The organism is Pseudonocardia xinjiangensis (assembly GCF_050948425.1).
Classification (GTDB): Bacteria; Actinomycetota; Actinomycetes; order Mycobacteriales; family Pseudonocardiaceae; genus Pseudonocardia; species Pseudonocardia xinjiangensis.
Genome location: NZ_CP192009.1, coordinates 3,166,474 through 3,186,682 on the forward strand (window position 1 = coordinate 3,166,474; position 20,209 = coordinate 3,186,682).

Annotated in this window: 16 protein-coding genes; 10 read left to right on the forward strand and 6 right to left on the reverse strand. The window is 69.7% G+C overall.

All coding sequences use genetic code 11. The annotated features are described in order from the left end of the window. Positions 1-116 precede the first annotated feature (116 nt). Entirely contained in the window at positions 117-1,373 is a 1,257-nt protein-coding gene (locus ACQPZA_RS15000) for an MFS transporter (protein ID WP_433281504.1), read from the forward strand. Between the two features lie 13 nt (positions 1,374-1,386). On the opposite strand, the gene ACQPZA_RS15005 is transcribed toward ACQPZA_RS15000, so the two are convergent. Beyond that, positions 1,387-1,977 carry a TetR family transcriptional regulator gene (locus ACQPZA_RS15005; protein ID WP_433281506.1) on the reverse strand — a complete coding sequence of 197 codons (591 nt, stop codon included), beginning with the start codon at positions 1,975-1,977 and terminating at the stop codon, positions 1,387-1,389. 82 nt (positions 1,978-2,059) lie between these two features. Here ACQPZA_RS15005 and ACQPZA_RS15010 point away from each other — a divergent pair, with 82 nt between their 5' ends. Next, a complete protein-coding gene (locus tag ACQPZA_RS15010) occupies positions 2,060-3,073 on the forward strand; it encodes an amidohydrolase family protein (RefSeq protein ID WP_433281508.1) in 1,014 nt (337 codons plus the stop codon). 109 nt (positions 3,074-3,182) lie between these two features. Further along, positions 3,183-3,998: an MOSC domain-containing protein gene (locus tag ACQPZA_RS15015; protein ID WP_433281510.1), complete on the forward strand. Its 816-nt coding sequence runs from the start codon at positions 3,183-3,185 to the stop codon at positions 3,996-3,998. Between the two features lie 9 nt (positions 3,999-4,007). On the opposite strand, the gene ACQPZA_RS15020 is transcribed toward ACQPZA_RS15015, so the two are convergent. Then, positions 4,008-4,517 carry a CGNR zinc finger domain-containing protein gene (locus ACQPZA_RS15020; protein WP_433281512.1) on the reverse strand — a complete coding sequence of 170 codons (510 nt, stop codon included), beginning with the start codon at positions 4,515-4,517 and terminating at the stop codon, positions 4,008-4,010. A gap of 100 nt (positions 4,518-4,617) precedes the next feature. Between ACQPZA_RS15020 and ACQPZA_RS15025 the strand changes: the two genes are divergently transcribed. From ACQPZA_RS15025 to ACQPZA_RS15050, 6 genes are all read left to right on the forward strand, one after another. Next, complete coding sequence (locus tag ACQPZA_RS15025) at positions 4,618-5,502, forward strand: alpha/beta fold hydrolase (RefSeq protein WP_433281514.1); 885 nt, start codon at positions 4,618-4,620, stop codon at positions 5,500-5,502. Positions 5,503-5,639: 137 nt separating this feature from the next. Then, positions 5,640-6,635 carry a GlxA family transcriptional regulator gene (locus ACQPZA_RS15030; RefSeq protein WP_433281516.1) on the forward strand — a complete coding sequence of 332 codons (996 nt, stop codon included), beginning with the start codon at positions 5,640-5,642 and terminating at the stop codon, positions 6,633-6,635. 556 nt (positions 6,636-7,191) lie between these two features. Further along, a complete protein-coding gene (gene asnB, locus ACQPZA_RS15035) occupies positions 7,192-9,024 on the forward strand; it encodes an asparagine synthase (glutamine-hydrolyzing) (RefSeq protein ID WP_433282822.1) in 1,833 nt (610 codons plus the stop codon). 37 nt (positions 9,025-9,061) lie between these two features. Further along, positions 9,062-10,435, forward strand: coding sequence for an MFS transporter (locus ACQPZA_RS15040; RefSeq protein WP_433281518.1), 1,374 nt, complete (start codon positions 9,062-9,064; stop codon positions 10,433-10,435). 70 nt (positions 10,436-10,505) lie between these two features. After that, the gene (locus tag ACQPZA_RS15045) at positions 10,506-11,864 is read left to right on the forward strand and encodes a UbiD family decarboxylase (RefSeq protein ID WP_433281520.1); all 1,359 of its coding nucleotides are present in this window, start codon (positions 10,506-10,508) and stop codon (positions 11,862-11,864) included. 72 nt (positions 11,865-11,936) lie between these two features. Next, positions 11,937-13,460 carry a GMC family oxidoreductase gene (locus ACQPZA_RS15050; RefSeq protein WP_433281522.1) on the forward strand — a complete coding sequence of 508 codons (1,524 nt, stop codon included), beginning with the start codon at positions 11,937-11,939 and terminating at the stop codon, positions 13,458-13,460. Here ACQPZA_RS15050 and ACQPZA_RS15055 read toward each other — a convergent pair whose 3' ends face one another. The 4 genes from ACQPZA_RS15055 to ACQPZA_RS15070 form a co-directional block, all read right to left on the reverse strand. Further along, a complete protein-coding gene (locus tag ACQPZA_RS15055; RefSeq protein ID WP_433281524.1) occupies positions 13,461-14,666 on the reverse strand; it encodes a nitroreductase family protein in 1,206 nt (401 codons plus the stop codon). A 292-nt stretch (positions 14,667-14,958) separates the two neighbouring features. Next, positions 14,959-15,984 (reverse strand): helix-turn-helix domain-containing protein, encoded by a 1,026-nt coding sequence (locus tag ACQPZA_RS15060; RefSeq protein ID WP_433281526.1) that lies wholly within the window; start codon positions 15,982-15,984, stop codon positions 14,959-14,961. A gap of 146 nt (positions 15,985-16,130) precedes the next feature. Beyond that, positions 16,131-17,564, reverse strand: a complete 1,434-nt coding sequence (locus ACQPZA_RS15065; protein ID WP_433281528.1) for an MFS transporter — start codon at positions 17,562-17,564, stop codon at positions 16,131-16,133. A 23-nt stretch (positions 17,565-17,587) separates the two neighbouring features. Further along, positions 17,588-18,988 carry an FAD/NAD(P)-binding protein gene (locus ACQPZA_RS15070; protein WP_433281530.1) on the reverse strand — a complete coding sequence of 467 codons (1,401 nt, stop codon included), beginning with the start codon at positions 18,986-18,988 and terminating at the stop codon, positions 17,588-17,590. Positions 18,989-19,346: 358 nt separating this feature from the next. Between ACQPZA_RS15070 and ACQPZA_RS15075 the strand changes: the two genes are divergently transcribed. Then, positions 19,347-20,189, forward strand: coding sequence for an MBL fold metallo-hydrolase (locus ACQPZA_RS15075; protein WP_433281532.1), 843 nt, complete (start codon positions 19,347-19,349; stop codon positions 20,187-20,189). Positions 20,190-20,209: the final 20 nt, after the last annotated feature.

The following is a 20,209-nucleotide window of genomic DNA, read 5'->3' on the forward strand; positions in this document are numbered from 1 at the left end:
GTGTCGTCACGGAACGTCCCCGTGACCGCGCCGAGCGTGTCGAGGTCCAGGATGGCGTTCGAGGCGAGCTGTAGAGCGTCCACGGCGCGTGCGGCTCCGACTGAGATCATCGGCGCGTGCGGGGGAGGCTTCTGGGACGGCATCGCGACTTCCGGCTGTTCTGGGTGGGGGAGACGGCCAGCCTCATCGGGAGCGCGATCTCGACGGTCGCGCTGCCCCTGGTCGCGGTCGAGCAGCTCGGGGCGGGTCCGTTCGCCGTGGGTGTCATCACGGCGGCGGTGTGGTTGCCGTGGTTGCTGGTCGGGCTGCCTGCCGGGGTGTGGGTCGACCGCGTGATCCGTCGCCCGGTGATGCTCGGCGCCGACGTTGTCTCGATGGCGGCCTTCGCCAGTGTCCCGATCGCAGCCTGGCTCGGGGTGCTGAGCCTGGTGCAGATGGTGGTCGTCGCGCTGGTCTCGGGGGCTGCCCGCGTCGCGTTCGAGACCGCCTACGAGGCCTACCTGCCCTCGTTGCTCGACCCGGCCGACCTGTCCGAGGGCAACGCGGCGCTGCAGACCAGCAGCGCGTCCTCGCTCGTGGTGGGCCCGTCCATCGCCGGTGGACTCGCTGCTGCTGTCGGCGCGGTCGCCGGCCTGCTGGTCGACGCGGCGACGTTCGTGTTCTCGGCGGTCTGCCTGCTGCTGATCCGGTTTCGAGAGCCCCCGGTCGAGCAGCGACCCCGGGCCGGGGGAGTCGCCGGCCTGGCAGCGGAGGTCGGCGAGGGTCTGCGGTTCGTGTTCGGCGACCCGTATCTGCGCGCGCTCACGTTGTTCGGGGCGTCGTTGAACATGACGTACATGGTCTACGCGGCCATCCAGGTGGTGTTCCTGCTCGACGAGGTCCGCGTCGGCCCGGGGATCGTCGGGGTCCTCGTCGCGATCGCCGGTGTCGGCGGGGTCGCAGGCGCACTGGTCGCCGGGGTGATCTCACGACGCGTCGGGACCGCGCGCGGCATGCTGATCATCGAGGTCGTCAGCGCTCTGGCCGGCCTGATGATCCCGCTGGCCCAGCGCGGACCTCTGCTCGCGCTGTTCGTCGTCGGGAGCTTCGTCAACGGCGCCGGGGTCGTCGCGGTCAACGTCATCAAGTCCGCGTGGCGTCAGGCGTACTGCCCACGGCACCTGCTCGGGCGTGCGGTGTCGGCCATGCAGCTGCTCAACTACGGCGCCATCCCGATCGGTGCACTGGGTGGTGGCGCGCTCGGCGCTGCACTGGGAACGCGCCCGACCGTCTGGATCTCGTCCGTCGGCCTGGCCGCCAGCATCGGGTTCCTGCTCGCGGGCCCGATCCGCCGCGACCGGGACCTTCCCACCGCCGCTCCGGCCGCGAGGTAGCCGGTCGCGCTCCTCAGGCGGCCAGGCCCGCGGTGACGAAGGCCAGCAGCTCCTTCAGCTCGGCGCTCTCATCGAGCGACTCCAGCCGCACCACGCCCACCGTGTACGCGATGACCGTGCCGATCAGCATGCCGAGGCGCAGGCGCAGGATGTCGCGCGGGAGGTCCGGCAGCACCGGCGCGAGGGCGTCGAGCATGCGCTCGATCCCCGGCTCGAGCGCGCTGCCGCCGGACGTGCGTAGCTGGTCCTCGTCCTGCGGGAGGCGCACCAGCAGCTCCCCGAACTGCGAGCCCAGGCGCTGGTGCAGGGTCATCAACGGCTCCACGAAGGCCTCGACCAGCTCGGCCACAGTGGGGTGGCCCGCCGCGACCAGCGTGTCGATCCGGCTGATCCGTTCCTCGGTCACCGGCCGGAGCAGGCGCCGCAGCAGCGCCCGCAGCAGCGCGTCCTTCCCGCCGAAGACGTAGTTCACGGCCGCGACGTTCACGCCCGCCTCGGCCGTCACCCGGCGCACCGACAGCCCGGGCAGCCCCTCGGCCAGCAGGACGCGCTCCGCAGCGTCCAGCAGCACGTCGCCCTGCTCACCCACGACCCGGTCCGTCATCGTCGTATCCAACCATCGTTGCCTCCTCGGCCGGTCGGTGCTAAACAGTGTTTGAAACACTGTTTAGCACGGGAGGCACGTCATGCGGATCATCGCTCTGGAAGAGGCGTTCTGGACCGACACGCTCCGGACCCCAGGCGCGTACCGGGACGAATGGGCGCGGGCCGAGCTGGAGCGGTTGATGCGTCCCGACATGCTGGCGCACGTCGGTGCGCGGATCAGCGACTTCGCCGAGTACCGGATTCCGGACATGGACGAGCACGGCGTCGACGTGCAGGTGCTGTCGCTGACCTCACCCGGCGTGCAGGGTCAGCCGGACGTGGGCGTGGCGATCGACGACGCGCGCCGGGCCAACGACTTTCTCGCCGAGGTGATCGCCGCACACCCCACCCGGTTCGCCGGGCTTGCCGCACTGCCCCTGCAGGACCCCGCAGCTGCCGTGGAGGAGCTCCGCCGGTCGGTGGAGGAGCTGGGCCTCAGTGGTGCGCTCGTCAACGGTCCGACCCTCGGTCACTACCTCGACGAGCGGCGCTTCGACCCGGTCTGGGCGGAGCTCGAACGGCTCGGCACGCCGCTCTACCTGCATCCCCACCTCGCGCCGGCCGACGACCAGTGGAAGGTGCTCGACGGGCATCCGGAACTGGCGGCAGCCATGTATCGCTGGGCATCGGATACCGGCGCCCACGCGATGCGGATGGTCTTCGGCGGCGTCTTCGACCGCTTCCCCGGTGCCCGCGTGATCCTGGGTCACATGGGCGAGTACCTGCCCTTCCAGCTCGCCCGTTTCGACTCCATGGCGCAGAAGACCCGGCTGCCACGGGAGCTGGCGAAGCTCCCGTCCGAGTACGTGCAGCAGCACCTCATGGTCACCACCAGCGGGGTGTGCTCCGCCGCTGCCGTGATCGGCGCCGTCCACGCGATCGGCATCGACAACATCATGTTCGCCATCGACTACCCGTACGAGCAGACGGGGCCCGCCGTGGAGTTCCTGCAGCAGCTGCCGTTCGCTCCCGCTGACAGGGCGAAGATCGCCCACGGCAACGCGCAGCGGGTGCTGGGCCTCGGCCGCCTCGGGTCGCCACCGTCACAGCAGTAACCTGTATATGGTAGTTGACAGGTTAGTTCTGCCCTGGTTCCGTCACTGCTGACAGGGCGGCGCGCAGTGGTGGGACGGGCCGCGCGAGATCCGACGGAGACGAGCCGAGATGCGGATTCTGGCCATGTGGCGCTACCCCGTGAAGTCCATGCTGGGGGAGCGCATCGACGAGGTCGACGTGGATGCGGCCGGGCTGGCGCACGACCGGGGCCTCGCCCTGATCGACAGCTCGACCGGGAGGGTCGCATCGGCCAAGCACCCGCGCCTCTGGCGGGACCTGCTCATGTACTCGGCCGCCGTGCGTGACGGCCGGGTGGAGATCGTGTCGCCTGCCGGGTGGACGCTCGACGCCACCGCCCCCGGCGTGGACGGGATGCTGTCGCGCGATCTCGGCCGGCCCGTCCGGGTCGCCTCGGAGCGGCCCGAGGGCGCCACGGTCGAACGTCCGGCCCCTGAGGACGTGCTCGACCGTGGCGTCGACGCGGACGTGCACGCTGCGGTCCTGACGATCGGCCGAGGCTCGCCCGGGGCGTCGTTCGTGGACAGCGCGCCGGTGCACCTGATCACCAGCGCGACACTGGACGCGGTCGGTGTGGAAGGTGTCCGCTACCGCCCCAACCTGGTGGTGGAGACGGCTCCCGGCACGCCCGCGTTCGTCGAGAACGACTGGGTCGGCCGCGAGGTCCACATCGGTGGTCAAGGTGACGCGGGGATCGTGCTGCAGGTGGCGAAGCCGACCCCGCGGTGCGCGGTGCCCACTCTCGAGCACGGTCCTCTCCCGCGGGCCCCGCAGGCCGTGCGAACGCTGATGACGGCGAACCGGGTCGACGTTCCCGAGGCTGGGGTCGTCCCGTGCGCCGGGTGCTACGCCACGGTCGTGCGGGCCGGCGCCGTGCGTGTCGGGGACGAGGTGACGCTGCGCTGAGCGCAGGGCTCAGTCCGTGGGTCGGGTGCGCTGGTAGTGACGCCGCGCCTTCAGCCGGTTCCCGCAGGTCTTCATCGAGCACCATCGGGCCGTGTTCGGCCTGCTGCGGTCGAGCAGGAACAGCCGGCACTCGTCGTTGGCACACGCCCGCAGGCGGCCGGGCATCTCGTCCTGGACCCGGCCCCATGCCAGGAGGGCGCGCGCGGCCGGGCGCCGCGTCTCCTCGACGTCGAGGGACCAGGCGAGCCCGTTCGGTGCGACCTCCGGGCGCAGGCGCACGCCGGCGAGCAGCGGCGTCAGCGCGTCCGCCGGCTCCGTGCCCCGGACGACGGCCTGCAAGCCGTCGCGGACCTGCCGCAGGTGGGACACCTCCTCGGCCGACCCGACCCCGCCGTGTGCGCGCGCCCATGCCTCCCCGCCGGTGGTCAGCAGGTCGAGCCGGCCGCCGTCGACGACCGGAGTGCTGTTGAGCAGGTCCAGGAGCAGGACCTCGTCCTCGGGTGCCGCTACGTCCGACATGGCGCCATCCTAACCACATAGACGCGGTTGACAAGTTAGCCGTGACGGTGTCTGATGGCGACGTCGCTCTAACCGGTCAAGTCAGTGAATGGAGTTAGTCATGGTCGAGGTTCACCACCGCACTGCGACCGTGGACGGGCAGCGGGTCTTCTACCGGGAGGCCGGCCCGGTCGGCGCCCCGGTCGTGCTGCTCCTGCACGGCTTCCCGACCAGCTCACGCATGTTCCGCCAGCTGATTCCGGCACTCGCCGACCGCTACCACGTCATCGCCCCGGACCACGTCGGGTTCGGGCGGTCCGCCACCCCGACACCCGCCGAGTTCGACTACACCTTCGATGCCCTCACCGACATCACCCAGGGCCTGCTCGACCGGCTGGGGATCGACCGGTTCGCGATGTACGTGCAGGACTACGGCGCGCCCATCGGCTGGCGCCTGGCGCTGCGGCGCCCCGCCGCGGTGCAGGCGATCATCAGCCAGAACGGCAACGCCTACGACGACGGCTTCGTCCCGTCCTTCTGGGCCGGGGTGTGGGCCTACACGCAGGCACCCGGCCCCGACACCGAAGGTGGGGTCCGCGGGGCGCTCGAACTCGAGGCCATCCGCTGGCAGTACGTCACCGGGGTGCGCGAGCCCGACCTCCTCGACCCCGACACCTGGACCCTCGACCACGCCGAGGTGAGCCGTCCGGGCAACGACGAGATCCAGCTCGCCCTGTTCCGCGACTACGCCACCAACCCGCCGCTCTACCCCGCCGTCCACGAGTACTTCCGCACCAGCCAGGTGCCGTTGCTGGCGATCTGGGGCAAGGGGGACGAGATCTTCGGGCCGGGCGGCGCCACAGCCTTCGCCCGCGACCTCCCCGACGCGGAGATCCACCTCATCGACGGCGGCCACTTCCTGCTGGAAAGCGCGCTCGACACCGCCGTCGGATACATTCGAGGATTCCTCGGCCGAACCACGGCCGCGGCCGGCCGCGCTGCCTGAACGATATCTCTAATTGCGCGACCGGAGACATCATGAATGGTCGACACCGCAACCGCAGCTGTTCCTCGCGGCGGCCCGCGACCGGCAGCACCCACCGCTCTCAGGACGCGGAGCGGGACAACCCCCCGGAGGACCGGATGGCTCGTGACAAGTCGGTCGTCGCCGTACTGATGTTCGATCAGGCGCCGTTGTTCGAGATGTCGGTTCCGATCAGCGTCTTCGGTGTCGACCGCAGTGTCACCGGAGCCCCCCGGTTCACCGTGCTGCCGGTGGCAGGCGAGCCCGGCGCGCTCACCAGCACGGGCGGCGTCATGATGCACGCTCCGCACGGTCTCGAGGACGTGGCGACGGCGGGCATCGTGATCGTCCCGGCCTGGCGCGGCGCCACGGAACAAGCCCCCGAGCCTGCGCTGCGCACACTCCGGGAGGCGCACGCCGACGGGGCGCTGATCGTCGGGCTGGGCAAGGGCGCGTTCGTGCTGGCCGCCGCGGGGCTGCTCGACGGTAGGCGGGCGGCCATCCACTGGTTCCACGCCCCCACGCTCGCGGCGTCCTACCCGGACGTCCTGGTCGATCCGGGAGTCCTCTACGAGGACGACGGCGACGTGATCACCAGCGCCGGCACCGCCGCCGGCATCGACGCCTGCCTGCACGTCGTACGTCGGCTGTGGGGTCCGGCCGCCGCGGGCGCGATCGCCCGCAGGATGATCACGCCGCCGCAACGCAGTGGACGGCAGGCCCAGTACATCGACCAGCCCGTGCCGGACCGGTCCGAGGCCGACGAACTGACACAGGCGATGGCCTACGCCGTCGAGCACCTCGACGAGGTGCTCGACATCGAGGACATGGCCTCGCACGTCCACATGAGCCGCCGGACGTTCGACCGCAGGTTCCGCTCCGAGGTCGGCATCTCGCCCTTGCAGTGGCTGCTGCACCAACGCGTACTGCGCGCACAACAGCTCCTCGAACACACCGACCTCCCCGTGGACACCATCGCCCGGCAGGTCGGCCTCGCATCGGCGGTCTCCCTGCGACCACCGTTCCACCGTTTCGCCGGGGTCGCCCCGCAGGAGTACCGCAACACCTTCCGCCCGCGGGCGAGAGCGTCGGAGCCGACCCGAGCCGATCGCTAGGGGAGTAGCCCGCCGCCCCGTGCCTCACCGCCGCGAGATCCACGGATCCGCCCTCGCGGGGGCGAACGCCCGCATCTCGCCCTGATCATGATGACGGCGGTCCGTGCCTCGGGGTGCTCACGCGCTGAGTGCCACGAGATCCGCCTGTTCGCCCTGGCGAGGGCGGAAGCGCAAGTTTCGCAACGATCATGGCCGCGCGGGTTCGCGGGCGGCCTCGGTGATCGCCACGAGATCTGCCCGTTCGCCCTGACGAGGGCCGAAGCGTGGGTCTCGTAACTTCTCGATCGCGTTATGGCGAAATGCGGGACTGCGTTTGGCTGCAATCGATCGATAACCGGCTGGTTCGACGACGCTGAATGCTGTTGGCGTCATGGATTCAACGGCGTGTGACGGGATCCACTTGTTGATTGCGAAAACCGGCCGCCGGGTGTTGTAACGTCTAGGCCATGTGGAGATCGCAGTCCACGATGTCAGCGAAACTGCGATCTGCTTATGTGACCACGCCTCTCGTGACATTCACTGTGTCGACCCGGAGGATCAACGCGGAAAGGTAGCCATGTGTGGAATCGCGGGCTGGGTGGCGTTCAATCATGACCTGCGTGCGGAATGGCACAGCGTCGAGGCGATGACCGATACGCTGGCTTGCCGGGGTCCGGACGAGGGTGGGACCTGGCTGAGCGAGCATGCGGCCCTCGGGCACAGGCGTCTTTCCGTCATCGACCTGTCGGGCGGGCGGCAACCGATGCGGGTGGACACCGACGGCGGCCCGGTGGTGCTCGTGTACTCCGGCGAGACCTACAACTACGTGGAGCTGCGGTCCGAGCTCGTCGGCCGGGGCCACCATTTCGAGACACATTCCGACACCGAGGTGGTACTGCGGGCCTATCTGGAATGGGGTACGGCCTCCGCCGAACGCCTGAACGGGATGTATGCCTTTGCGGTGTGGGACTCCCGGATCCAGCAGCTCGTCATGGTCCGCGACCGGCTGGGAGTCAAGCCGCTCTACTACTACGAAACCGCTGACGGTGTGCTGTTCGGCTCGGAGCCGAAGGCGATCCTGGCCAGCCCGCTGGCCGAGCACGTCGTGGGCCTCGACGGGCTCCGCGACATGTTCAGCCAGGTCAAGTCGGGTGTGGTCGTGTGGGAGGGCATGCGCGAGGTCGAGCCCGGCTGGGTGACCACCGTGGACCGAGCCGGTGTCCGGGGCGCGCGTTACTGGAGCCTGCCCACCTACGAGCACGCCGACTCCCAGGAGGCCACCGTTGCCCATGTCCGGGACCTGCTCGAGGACATCGTGGCCCGGCAACTGGTGTCCGACGTGCCGCGCTGCACCCTGCTGTCCGGAGGCCTGGACTCCTCCGTCATCACGACGATCGCGGCCGCGCGGCTGGCGCGGAGCGGCGAGACCATCCGCAGCTTCTCCGTCGACTACATCGGCCAGACCGAGCGCTTCGTCGCCGACGCGGCCCGCGACGCTCCGGACACCCCTTTCGCCCACGAGGTGTCCGTCCACGCCGGCACCGACCACCAGGACGTTCTGCTCGACCCCGACGACCTGACCGACCTCGACGTGCGCGCCGCCGTCGTGCGCTCCCGGGACACCCCGCAAGGTCTGGGCGACATGGACACCTCGATGTACCTGCTGTTCCGGGAGATCCGGGCCCGCTCCACGGTTGCGCTGTCCGGCGAGTCGGCCGACGAGATCTTCGGCGGCTACCGGGAGTTCTTCAGCGACGAGGCACTGTGCGCCCGCACCTTTCCCTGGCTGACGAGCGTGACGCCCATGAGGGGTCTCGACACCGACAGTCTCAGCTCCGAACTGCGGGCCGTCCTGGACGTGGACGACTACGTCCAGGACACGTATGACAGCGCGGTCGCCGGCGTCCCACGCCTGGGCCGTGACGACGACGTCGAGTACCGAATGCGGCAGATCAGCCACCTGTACCTGACCCGGTTCCTCCGCATGCTGCTGGACCGCAAGGACCGGCTGTCCATGGCAGTCGGACTGGAGGTACGGGTGCCGTTCTGCGACCACCGTCTGGTCGAGTACGTCTACAACGTCCCGTGGGCGGTCAAGACCTATGACGGCAGAGAGAAGTCCCTGCTGCGTGGTGCCGGTGACGACCTTCTGCCCAGCTCGGTACTGGGACGCCGGAAGGCGAACTTCCCGTCCACCCAGGATCCGGCGTACATCACCAGGCTGAGGCACATCTGTCGCGATTACCTCGCCGCGCCGACGCATCCGGTTTTCGAGCTGGTCGACCGGAAGTGGATGACCGGTGCCGTCGCCGACGACGCGCCGGCCACCGCGGGCACCCGGCGCGGCCTGGAACGCGCGATCGACCTGGCCATCTGGCTCGACATCTACAAACCGACCGTGAAGATCTGATCCGGCCGAAGTAGCACGCGGCTGTCCGGAGGTAAGCGTGGTCGACACCGATGCGCCGGAACGGTCCCGGCGGGCCACCGTGTATGCCTGCGTCGTTTCCGTCGCGGGGTGGTCGTTCGATCTGTTCGATCTGTTCATCCTTCTGTATGTGGCCGGCCCGGTCGGTCAGGTGATCTTTCCGGCCGACCGGCCCACGCTGAGCCTGGCCGCGGTGTACGCCTCGTTCGCCGTGAGTGTGGTGCTGCGTCCGGCCGGCGCGGCGATCTTCGGTGGAATCGCCGACCGGCACGGCCGGAAGAAGAACATGGCGCTGGTGCTGTCCGGTCTGGGACTGGTCACCGCCGCGATGGGGGCAGTTCCGGGCTATCTGGCCATCGGAGTGCTGGCACCCGCACTGTTCCTGCTGTTGCGCCTGGTCCAGGGTCTGTTCGTCGGCGGGATGGTCGCGGCAACGCACACGTTGGGCACCGAGAGCGTGGCGCCGCGGTGGCGGGGGCTGACGTCCGGGCTGATCAGTGGAGGTGGGGCCTGCGTCGGTGGCGTGGCGGCCAGCGGGCTGTACCTGCTGGTGGCCCACCTGTTCCCGGGGGAGGCCTTCACCACGTGGGGCTGGCGGGTGATGTTCTTCGCCGGGCTGGTGGCCTCGCTGCTGAGCTACGCGGTGCTGCGCGGCGCCCATGAGTCTCCGGTGTGGAGTGCGCGTTCCCGGGACGAGGTGGCCAGGGCCCGGCTGTCGGACCTCGTCAGCGCGGGTCACGGCCGAGGGTTCGTGCTCGACGTCGTGCTGGTCGCCGGTGCCGGCGCCCAGTACTACCTGACGGCGGGCTATCTGCCGACGCTGCTGGACCAGGTGCTCGGGGTGGCCCGGACTGCACAGGGTGTCATCCTGCTGGTTGCCAACGTCGTCGTGCTGTTCGCGGCGATCGTGGCGGGGCAGCTGAGCCAGTTGCTGGGGCGGCGGCGCACGATGCTGCTGTTCGGAGTGGCCAATCTGGTGCTGCTGCCGCTGCTCGTGTCGATACTGTCGCGCACCGATCCGGGACACCTCGGTCCGGTCATCCTGTACGCCTCGGCGCTCGTCTTCTTCGCCAACGCCGCCATCGCGCCGGTGATCGCCCATCTCAACGAGCGGTACCCGACCGTCCTGCGGGCCCGCGCGACGTCGGTCTGCTGGAACACCGGGTTCATGGTCGGTGGGCTCATGCCCACGTTCCTCAGCCTCGCCAGCCCCACCCTGGCCGATGTGCCGGGCCGGCTCAGCGGCTTCCTGCTGGCCGTGGTCGTCGTTTTCGTGGCGGCGAACCTGATCGGCCGCCGCGACGCGCGCATCCCCGAGACCGCCACCCTCCACGAGCTGAGCCCGGGTCCCGGCCGTGAGCCGGCGCCGGGCCGGGGACGACGAGAAACATGACCGCAAGGTCGGCGGAGGGACGCGACGTCCCGGCCACCGACACGAATGCCAACTCAGAGGCGGTGTGGTGATGAGCGACCTGCGCTCGTGGCTCGATCTGCTCGGCACCCGTGGCGACCTCGTGCGCCTGGCGGCTTCGATCGAGCCCGACCAGGATGTCGCCGCGGTGCTGGAGCGTGCTGACGGCGCCCGGACAGTGCTGTTCGAGGACGTGGCCGGTGCTCGGTTCCCGCTGGTCGGCAACACGGTTCCCACGCATGATCACCTGGGCCTCGCGCTCGGCTGCGCACCCGGCGACGTGGCTGAGCGCTTTGCCGAGGCACTGGACCGGCCCCGCGCCTGCCCCGAGGTCGCCGCTGCCGATGCGCCGGTGCTCGGGAACCGGTTCGACGGAGAGGCGTTGCTGTCGGTGCTGCCGCTGGTGCGGCAGCACGAGCACGACGCGGGGCGGTATCTGACCTCGGCCCTGTTGGCGGTGCGCGACCGTGCGAGCGGCCGGATGAACCTGTCGATCAACCGGATGCTGGCCACGGGTGAGCGTGAGCTGCGGGTGCTGGTGCTGCCCGGCCGGCTGCGGCGAATCCTCGCCGAGGCCGAAGCGGCCGGCCAGGACCTCGACGTCGCGCTCGTCATCGGGGTCCATCCGGTGCTGGTGCTGGCCAGCCAGGCCCCCGCCGAACGCGACCTCGACGACTACGCGGTGGCCGGTGCGCTCGCCCCGGCACCGATCGAGCTGGTGGCGGCCCCGACGGTGGATGCGCTGGTCCCGGCCCGCGCCGAGGTCGTGCTGGAGGGCCGTTTCACGGCCGGGCAACGCGCGGAGGAGGGGCCGTTCGGCGAGTATCCCCAGACGTACGGGCCCGCGGCTCCCGCGCCCGTCATGGAGCTGCTGGGGGGTTGGCACCGCGACGACGCGCTGTTCCAGACGATCCTGTCCGGTGGCCGGGAGCACATGTATGCAGGCGGCGTACCTCGGGAGGCACACTGCACCCGCGCGCTGCGCCGGGCCGGGTTGGACGTCGCGGGTCTGCGGCTACCGGAATCGGGCTCCTGCCGGCTCTCGGCGGTCGTCGCGCTCCGCAACCCCGCACCCGGCGCCGTCACCACGGCGATCCTGACGCTGTTCCTCGCCGCGGAGACGATCAAGCAGGTCACCGTCGTCGACGACGACATCGACGTACTCGACGACGAGCAGATCGCCTGGGCCGTCGCCACACGCGTGCAAGCCGACCACGACCTTCTCGTCGTGCCTCGTGCCAAGGGGTCCAGCCTGGACCCCTCCGCCGGTGGCCCGGTGACGGCCAAGCTCGGCATCGACGCCACCGTGCCCGCCGGCTCTGACGCAGACCGCGAGAGGTATCGGCGCATGCGGGTCGGTCCGACCGACCCCGCCCGCGTGCGGGCCCACCTCGCGGCGCTCGGCCTGTGATGACCGCCCCCCGGATCGTCGGCGTCCTCGGGCGCAACCAGGAAGAACGGATTCGCAACGGAAGGTGGCTCGATGAGTACTCGTTCGCGCTCGTACGACTTCGTGATCGTGGGTGCCGGTACGGCCGGCTGTGTGCTCGCGTCACGGCTGAGTGAGCACGCCGGCACGCGGGTGCTGCTCCTGGAGGCCGGGAGCCGGGACCCGCTGCCCGCCGCCGCTGACCCTCGGGCCTGGCCCACGCTGGCCGGTTCCTCGATGGACTGGGGAGGCGTGTCGGTGGAGATTCCGGACGGTCCACGGGTGTCTTTGCGGCGTGGACGCGCTCTCGGCGGGTCGTCGGCGATCAATGCGCTGTCGTTCATCCGCGGGCATCGGGCGAGCTACGACGCGTGGGTCACGGCAGGGGCGAAGGGCTGGGGTTTCGACGACCTGCTGCCGTTCTTCAAGCGCAGCGAGCACGTGGAAGGCCGCGATCCCGCCCTGCGTGGCCGGGGTGGCCCGGTGCGGCTGTCGCCCAGCTCTCCGCCACACCCGTTGTCGCAGGTCGCCCTGGAGGCGGCCCGGCAGGTCGGGCATCCCGTGGTGGACGACATCAACAGCGGGGCTGAGGAGGGGTTCGGCTGGGCGGAGTTCACGATCGTCGACGGCAGACGGCTGAGCGCAGCAGACGCCTACCTGCTGCCGGTGCTGGAGCGGCCCAACCTCGATGTGGTCACCGACGCACTGGTGCACCGGCTCGTCGTCCGCGGTGGGCGGTGCACCGGCGTCGAGTACTCGACCGGGTCCGAGGTCATCGCCGCGGAGTCCGACGGGGAGGTGCTTCTGGCCGCCGGTGCGATCGGCTCGCCCCAGCTGCTCCTGCGTTCCGGTATCGGCCCGCAGACCCATCTGCGCGATCTCGGGATCCCGGTGCTCGCCGATCGTCCGGGGGTGGGCGCGAACCTGCACGACCACCCCGTCACCGGCGTGGTCCACCACGCACTGGCGCCCGTCGCCGCGACGGGGGGCAACGGCGGGGGCGAGGCCAAGGGCACGATCCGCACCAGCGCGGACGCGCCATGGCCGGACGTGCAGCTGTTTTGCGCGATCGCGCCGATGCTGGGCGACAGGATCCTCGGCCCGGAGCGCGGCGCGGGCTACACGCTCGTGGTCTCCGTCGTGGCCCCGTTCAGCCGCGGTTCGGTGCGTCTGACCCGCGCCGCTCCCGACGCCGCCCCCCTGATCGACCTGGCCTACTACCGAGACCCCCGCGACCTCGACGCCGCGGTCGCCGGGCTGCGCGCCGCGCGCGAGCTGGGCAACGCACCTGCCTTCGAGCCCTGGCGGGGCCAGGAGGCCCAGCCCGGCGCCGATGTGCGCGACGACAGCGCTCTGCGCGCCTACGTGCGCCGCAGCGCCCGCACCTACTTCCACTACGCGGGCACCTGCCGGATGGGCACTGACGACGACGCTGTCGTCGACACCGAACTGCGGGTGCGCGGGGTCGACGGACTGCGTGTCATCGATGCCTCGGTCATGCCGTCGCCGGTCAACGCCAACACCAATGCCACGGTCTACGGCATCGCCGAACGCGCTGCCCATCTCCTGCAGGCCTGATCAGCGGTTGGCTTCCGCGAGTTGCTTGATCCCCTCGAGGGTGCGGCGGAGATTGTCGCGGATGGTGAGGAAACGTCCGACGATGATCTCCGCCGCCTGATCGGGATACTGCGTCGTGGCTGCGGAGGTGCCGGACCCCTCGGTGCACATCACCATCGAGTGACTGACCCTGGTGCCCGTCCCGGCCAATGGCGAGAGCGTGAACCGCCATTGCGCCCATGGCTTCTCCGCGGTGAGTCCCACGTTGTAGACGAAGGCACGGCCGGGCTCCCAGCGGACGACATGGCACGGAGTCGTCCATGCCATCTCGCCGGTGGGCCCGGCGAACAGGACGTTGATCGTCGGGTGCCCGGAGTCGCGGGTCGCGTTGGATCCGTGGAACGTGCTTCCCAACCCGGGGCGCTGTCCCTCGTCCCACGTCGCGGTGACGGCTTCGCCGCTGAACCTTCCGGGAAGGGTGATGTCGGTGACCAACGGCCACAGCTGTTCGGGCGTGGCGTCGATGTCGAGATCGAGGCTCACCCCGCGGCCTTCACCCGGGTGGGCCCGCTCCGCCGGGGAGATCCGACGGTCGGTGAAGCCCCAGTGGTCGACGTACGTGACCTCGGCGGCCGGCCGGCGGGGGGCCCGACGGAAACTGCCACCCGTGCTGTAGGCGACCGGGAACAGAACCACCTGCGTGACGCCATCAGGGATTCCGAGCAACCGCGCTACCTGGGCGGCGCGCTGCAGGTGAAAGGTCGTCCATGCCGTGCCGATGCCGCGTGCCCTCGCGGCGAGACAGAAGCTCCATGCGGCCTGGATGACCGAGTCGAACAGGCTCGGCCTGCCGCTGCCGTCGTGCACACCGTAGATGGTGGCCATGACCAGTACCGGCACTCGTTCCAGGTTCTCTGCCAGGTGGATCGCCGATCGGACGACACGCTCACCACGCTCGTCGGCCTCGGTCGCCGTGGCAGCCAGCTCCGTGAGCTGTGTCATCCCCGCTGCCCGGTACAGCTCGGCGATCTTCCTCTTCAGATCCTGGTCGCGCACGATCATCCAGCGGCGGCTCGACTGGTTCGACCCGGAGGGTGCCTGCTCGGCCAGATCGATCATGTGCAGCAGGGTGTCGTCAGGTACGTCCCGGTCGAGATCGAGGCGTTTGCGCACAGCTCGAGTGGTGCTCAGGATTTCGTCGATGCAGCTGAGGTCAAACTCTGTCACGTCATTCAGCTTTCATGTCCGTCTCTTTCGGCGGTGGCCGCGACGCGGGCCGCAATAAGTAGCTCAGCCGGCTACCGGATCAACCCCTCGAATGTCCCGGCCCGGCTGTTTGTATCCGCAAAGGCGTTGCTGGACGAGGATTCATGACCCGCGCACGTCTCTATGGTGGCACATCGTCACTTCGGCCAGGCGTCCTGAGCACGCCAATGTGCGATTCATTCCGGCCAGTTGTGCCGGCGTCGGCGAACGGCGTTTTGGCTGGCCATGGGTGGTTTTCCGTACTGTGCGTGGTCTAGCAACTGCGCTGGAAGCTGCCGTCCGGATGATCGACGATCGATTCCGGCCAGCTGTGGGCGGATTCTCTGGCCCGAAATGTGGTGCGGTAGTCCTGCGGGCTCACTCCGACGGCCCGGCGAAACGCGGGGCGTAGCGAGACGGCCGCGGAGAACCCGACCTGTCGGGCGATGGCGTCGACCGACAGGCCGGTGTGCTCCAGCAGTTCCTGGGCGCGCAGGATGCGTTGGTGGAGGAGCCACTGGAGGGGAGAGATGCCGGTCGCTGCCCGAAACTGCCGGTCGAAGGTGCGCCGGCTGAGGTGCGCCCGGGCAGCCAGGGTCTCGACGTCGAGGGCCTCGCTGAGGTGTTCCAGGGCGTAGGTCATGACCTTGCCGAGGTCGTCGGAAGGGATCTCGGGAACCGGGTGGCGGATGTACTGGGCCTGGCCTCCGCTCCGGTGAGGCGGCACGACCATCCGGCGGGCGATGACCGTGGCTGCTTCCGCTCCCCAGTACCGGCGCACGATGTGGAGGCAGGCGTCGAGTCCGGCCGCTGTGCCGGCGCTGGTGACGATGTCGCCACCGTCCTCGTACAAGACGGTCGGGTCGACGGTGACCTGGGGACACACGGCCGCGAGGACCGGGGCGTGGTACCAGTGGGTCGCCACCCGTCGACCGTCGAGCAGCCCGGCGGCCGCCAGGACGAAGGTGCCCATGCACAGGCCCACGATCAGTGCCCCGTCCTCGTGCGCCGCGCGCAGTGCCCGCAGCGCTGGTTCGGGCGGGCGTTCCTGGGCGTTCCGCCATGCCGGGACGATCACGATCCCCGCGTTCTGCAGTGCCTCCAGACCATGGGGAACCCGGAACTCGATGCCGCTGGTGGTGGTGAGCACGCCCGGCTCCCCGCGTACCGAAAGGAGGTGGAACTGCGGCGCACCGTCGAGTGTGCGATCGACTCCGAAGACACTGATCGGTACCGACATCTCGAACATGGGCGCCCCGTCGAACATCATCACTGCAACGGTGGCTCGGTCACGAGTCATCGCGTCCTCCGAACTTCACGTCGCCGAGCCGGGTTGCATCTGGATACCGGGACCCGAGATTGCCCCGACGATAAGTAGGGAGGCGTCGGTGTCATTCCATTACCGGCTGCCCGCGCTTTCGTGATTTGTCTGCGCACCTGCAACCGCTACTTCACTCGCTCATCGAAATCCTGAACGGTGCGAAGAGCCCGGCGACCCGTGGTCGCCAACCCGACCACGAACAGCACCAGGCCGGTCGCGGCCATGATCAGCCAGCCGAGATGTGCCGCTGAGACGAAACCGGTCGACACCGGCCCGACGATCCGTGCGGTCACCACCGAGCCGAGCACCGCGACGCCCAGCGTCGCGCCCACCTGCCGTCCCGCGGACGCCACCGCTGCCGCGACCCCGGCCTGCGACGGCGGCATTCCCGAAACGGCTGCAGTGGTGATCGCCGGGTTGATGAGCCCGAACCCGAGCCCGAACACGGCATAGGCGCCGGCCACCTGCCAGAGTGGCGAACCCCCGGTCAGCTGCGCGAGCATGAACGAGCTCACCGCCATCGCCAGAGCTCCGACCGTGACCGGAATGCGGGGGTGGTTCCCGCCGATGCGTCCGGACACGGTGGACAGCAGCAGGATCATGATCGCCGCCGGCAGGGTGAGCACGCCTGCGAACAGCGGGGAGAACCCCCGCGCCGCCTGCAGGTAGAGCGCATTGAGGAAGAGGAACCCCGCCACGGTGCCGTACGAGCCCACGGCGATGAGCGTGGCCCCGCTGAAGGGAACGCTCTTGAAGAACCGGACGTCCAGCAGGGGGTGGTCCGTGCGTAGCTCATGGCGGACGAACCTGATCGCCGAGAGGACCGCAACGACGGCGCAGCCGATGATCCACGGCGAGCGGATACCGAGCTGCGGCGCTTCGATGATCGCGTAGGTCAGCGTGGCGAGCAGTGCGATCACCAGCAGCTGCCCGATCGGGTCGAGCTGCCGTGCCCGTGCCGCGCGGGACTCCGGCACGAACCGTGTCACGAGAACCACGGCGGCGAGCGCGATCGGCACGTTGATCCAGAACACCGACCGCCAACCGTCGACGTCCACCAGTACGCCGCCGAGAATCGGCCCGAGCGCCCAGCTCAACCCGGCCACGGAGCCCCAGATGCCGATGGCCCTGGCCCGCTCCCGGCGTTCGGTGAACGTGTTCGTGATGATCGACACCGAGGAGGGGTTCAACATCGACCCGCCCACGGCCTGCAGCATCCGGAACACGACCAGTAGCTGGACGTTGGGGGCGATGCTGCAGAGCAGTGACCCCAGGCCGAACAGGACCAGACCGATCTGGAAGACACGCTTCCTGCCGATCCGGTCCCCGATGGAGCCGGCGAGCAGGAGCAGGCTCGCGAGCACGACGCTGTAGGCGTCGATCACCCACTGCAGGTTCGACACCGAGGCCTGTAGGTCACGACCGATCGACGGCAGGGCGAGGTTGATGATGGTGTTGTCCAACCCGACGAGGAACAACCCCGTGCAGGAGATGGCCAGAATCACCAGCTTGCGACGCCGCCCCAGCCCGGGCTCGTTCTCCTCACGGGCTCGGTCCAACGGTGTCGGCCGGGTCCGCGTGTTCACTGTCCGGTCACGGGCGTTGCGGCCCTGCTCACGGCAACGGTGCTGGTGAGGTGCTTGGCGAGGCCGGCGGCCTCGTTCCGGATCTCGGGGACGGCCATGGCTTCCCAGTTGGAGCTCTTGGTGGGCGGACCCACGCTGTACATGCCCGGCACGACGTCGCCGCGGCTGTCGAGAAGCTCGCCATGCTCGGTGCACGCCAGGCCGAGGGCGAGCGAATCCGGGGCGATGGTGCCGCGGTCGAGCAGGGCTCGCAGGAGCGGGTTGGTGGTCATCGTGATGTCGCTGAGCGGACCCGTGCAGTTCACGAGGGCCTCGGCATCGACCGTGGTGTTGGTGAGGTGCACGCGGCAGCGGGTGCCGAGGTCCTCGACGGACTGGAGGCCGCCGCCGTGGAGGGTGAGCCGCCCGGCGTCGCGGTACTCCGTGATCCGAGCAGCGACCTGGGGGGCCATCCGGTTGCGGTGCAGATGCCAGGCGTGGACGTATGCGGAGAGGAAACGCCGGCGCTGGCCCTCGTCGAAGCGACGCCAGATCGACTGGGACTGCGGGCGCAGGCCGTCGACGACTGCGCGCCAGTCGACGCCCTGCCGCTTGGCTTCGGCGATCTGCTCATAGACCAGCGCGGCGACCTCGTCCGCGGCCAGCGGGCCGGACGGAATCCGGGTCGACCACTCGGGCATCGCCTGCTCCACGTGGGCGCGAGGCAGCTCGCCGCGACGGCTGGCCATCACCACCCGGCGACGGGGGGCGTCGTCCAGGAGCGTGATGGCAGCGTCGACGGCGGTGAGCCCGCTGCCGGCGATGACGACCGTCGCGTCGTCGGGCACGCGTGCGAGCCCTGCGAGATCCCACGGACTCTGCAGATGCCACGCGGCGCCGGGAACCGGACCTGCCGCGGATGCCAGCCTGCGGGGAGCGGCCACGCCGTAGGCGAGCACGACGGACTCCGCCAGGGCGGTCCCGACGGTCGTGGTGATCTCGAAGCCACCCTCGCGGGCCACCACGTCCTCGACCCGGGCTCCGACGATCGTCAGGCGGTCGTCACCGAACTGGGCGACCAGGTCTCTCAGATAGTCGCCGTAGACCATCCGCGGCAGGAAGTCGGTGGGCTTCCATTTGCGGCCGGCGCGCCGGGCCCAGTTCGCGAAGTGGTCAGGCTCGTCCGGAAATGCGCTCATCATCTGTGCGCGGAGGTTGAGCAGATGCCGCGAGTCGGTCGTGCCGTACGCGACGCCGAGATGCCGATGGCTCGGGTCGGCCTCGAACAGCACGATCCGCAGGCCAGGGTCACTGCTGGCGCGCAGCAGATGAAGTGCGGTGAGTGTCCCGCTCGCACCCCCGCCGACGATCGCCACTGTTGCTTGGCGGCCTGCCTCGTTCAGATCGATATTCACCATGTCACTCACGCTGCACCTCATGATCCGTGGGCCTGATACTCATATCGGCCCGCATCGTTGACTGTCGTATTTCTGCAGCGGGCGACCATGACCGCGTCATATCTCGACAGTGCGCCGAGCCTCCGGTTCACCGTGAGGGACATCCAAGCTGAGTATCGATTGATTCCGGCCAGGTGTGGCCAGGTTCTGTCGCGCTGACCGCCGGTGCTGTAGACGTGCCCTTTGAGCCGATGATCCGCGAAATCGGGACGTGGTGGGAACCAGGGCGCCGGTCTGTCGTTCGATGTGGCTTGAATCGATCGGTGGATAGCTTCCGCGCCACTCACACCCCCTGTGGCTGCCGGGGCACTATGAATGCATGACTGCATCTTCCTCATCTGCTCCGTCCGCGACGGCGGACGTGAACGCATCGATCACAGTTCAGTTGATCGGTGGCCCCACGGCTGTGATCGAGATCGGCGGAGTGCGGCTGGTCACCGATCCCACATTCGATCCTCCCGGCGACCACCCGGTCGGGCAGCGGAACCTGCTCAAGACGACCGGGCCGGCGGTACCGGCGGATTCGGTCGGCCGGGTGGACGTGGTGCTGCTGTCACACGACCAGCATCCGGACAACCTCGACGACGCCGGACGGCGGTTCATCGGCGACGTGCCGCTGGTGCTCAGCACCGCAGCCGCCGCCGAGCGGCTCGGCGGTGTCACCCGTGAACTGCCGCTGTGGCGCAGCCACGTCATGTCGCGGCCGGACGGCGGGGAACTGCGGATCACCGGGGTACCTGCGCAGCACGGTCCCGCGGGCACCGAACACCTGACCGGAGAGGTCCGTGGTTTCGTCCTGTCCGGGGCCGGGCTGCCCACCGTCTACGTGAGCGGTGACAACGCCTCGCTCGCGGTCGTCCGTGACGTCGCCGATCATGCGGGCCCGGTCGACATCGCGATCATCTTCGCCGGCCGCGCACGCAGTCCGCTGATGGACGCCTACCTCACCTTCAGCAGTGACCAGGCCGCCCAGGCGGCCGAGATCCTCGGCTCTCCGACCGTGATCCCCATTCACCTGGACAGCTGGCAGCACCTCACGCAGGAGCCGGACGCGATCCCGTCGGCCTTCGCGCGGCGCGGGCTGAGCGAGCACTTGCTCATGCTCGCGGCCGGCGAGTCCACAACGGTGGCCGGCACGCCCTCGCCGTCTGTCGACTCGTGAGGCGATGACGGGGAAGGGCG

Coding starts and splice junctions, on each gene's coding strand:
- ACQPZA_RS15050 (WP_433281522.1), top strand. CDS start 11,937: ATGAGTACTCGTTCGCGCTCGTACGACTTCGTGATCGTGGGTGCCGGT.
- ACQPZA_RS15025 (WP_433281514.1), top strand. CDS start 4,618: ATGGTCGAGGTTCACCACCGCACTGCGACCGTGGACGGGCAGCGGGTC.
- ACQPZA_RS15060 (WP_433281526.1), bottom strand. CDS start 15,984: ATGACTCGTGACCGAGCCACCGTTGCAGTGATGATGTTCGACGGGGCG.
- ACQPZA_RS15005 (WP_433281506.1), bottom strand. CDS start 1,977: ATGACGGACCGGGTCGTGGGTGAGCAGGGCGACGTGCTGCTGGACGCT.
- ACQPZA_RS15075 (WP_433281532.1), top strand. CDS start 19,347: ATGACTGCATCTTCCTCATCTGCTCCGTCCGCGACGGCGGACGTGAAC.
- ACQPZA_RS15045 (WP_433281520.1), top strand. CDS start 10,506: ATGAGCGACCTGCGCTCGTGGCTCGATCTGCTCGGCACCCGTGGCGAC.
- ACQPZA_RS15030 (WP_433281516.1), top strand. CDS start 5,640: ATGGCTCGTGACAAGTCGGTCGTCGCCGTACTGATGTTCGATCAGGCG.
- asnB (WP_433282822.1), top strand. CDS start 7,192: ATGTGTGGAATCGCGGGCTGGGTGGCGTTCAATCATGACCTGCGTGCG.
- ACQPZA_RS15070 (WP_433281530.1), bottom strand. CDS start 18,988: ATGGTGAATATCGATCTGAACGAGGCAGGCCGCCAAGCAACAGTGGCG.
- ACQPZA_RS15015 (WP_433281510.1), top strand. CDS start 3,183: ATGCGGATTCTGGCCATGTGGCGCTACCCCGTGAAGTCCATGCTGGGG.
- ACQPZA_RS15020 (WP_433281512.1), bottom strand. CDS start 4,517: ATGTCGGACGTAGCGGCACCCGAGGACGAGGTCCTGCTCCTGGACCTG.
- ACQPZA_RS15010 (WP_433281508.1), top strand. CDS start 2,060: ATGCGGATCATCGCTCTGGAAGAGGCGTTCTGGACCGACACGCTCCGG.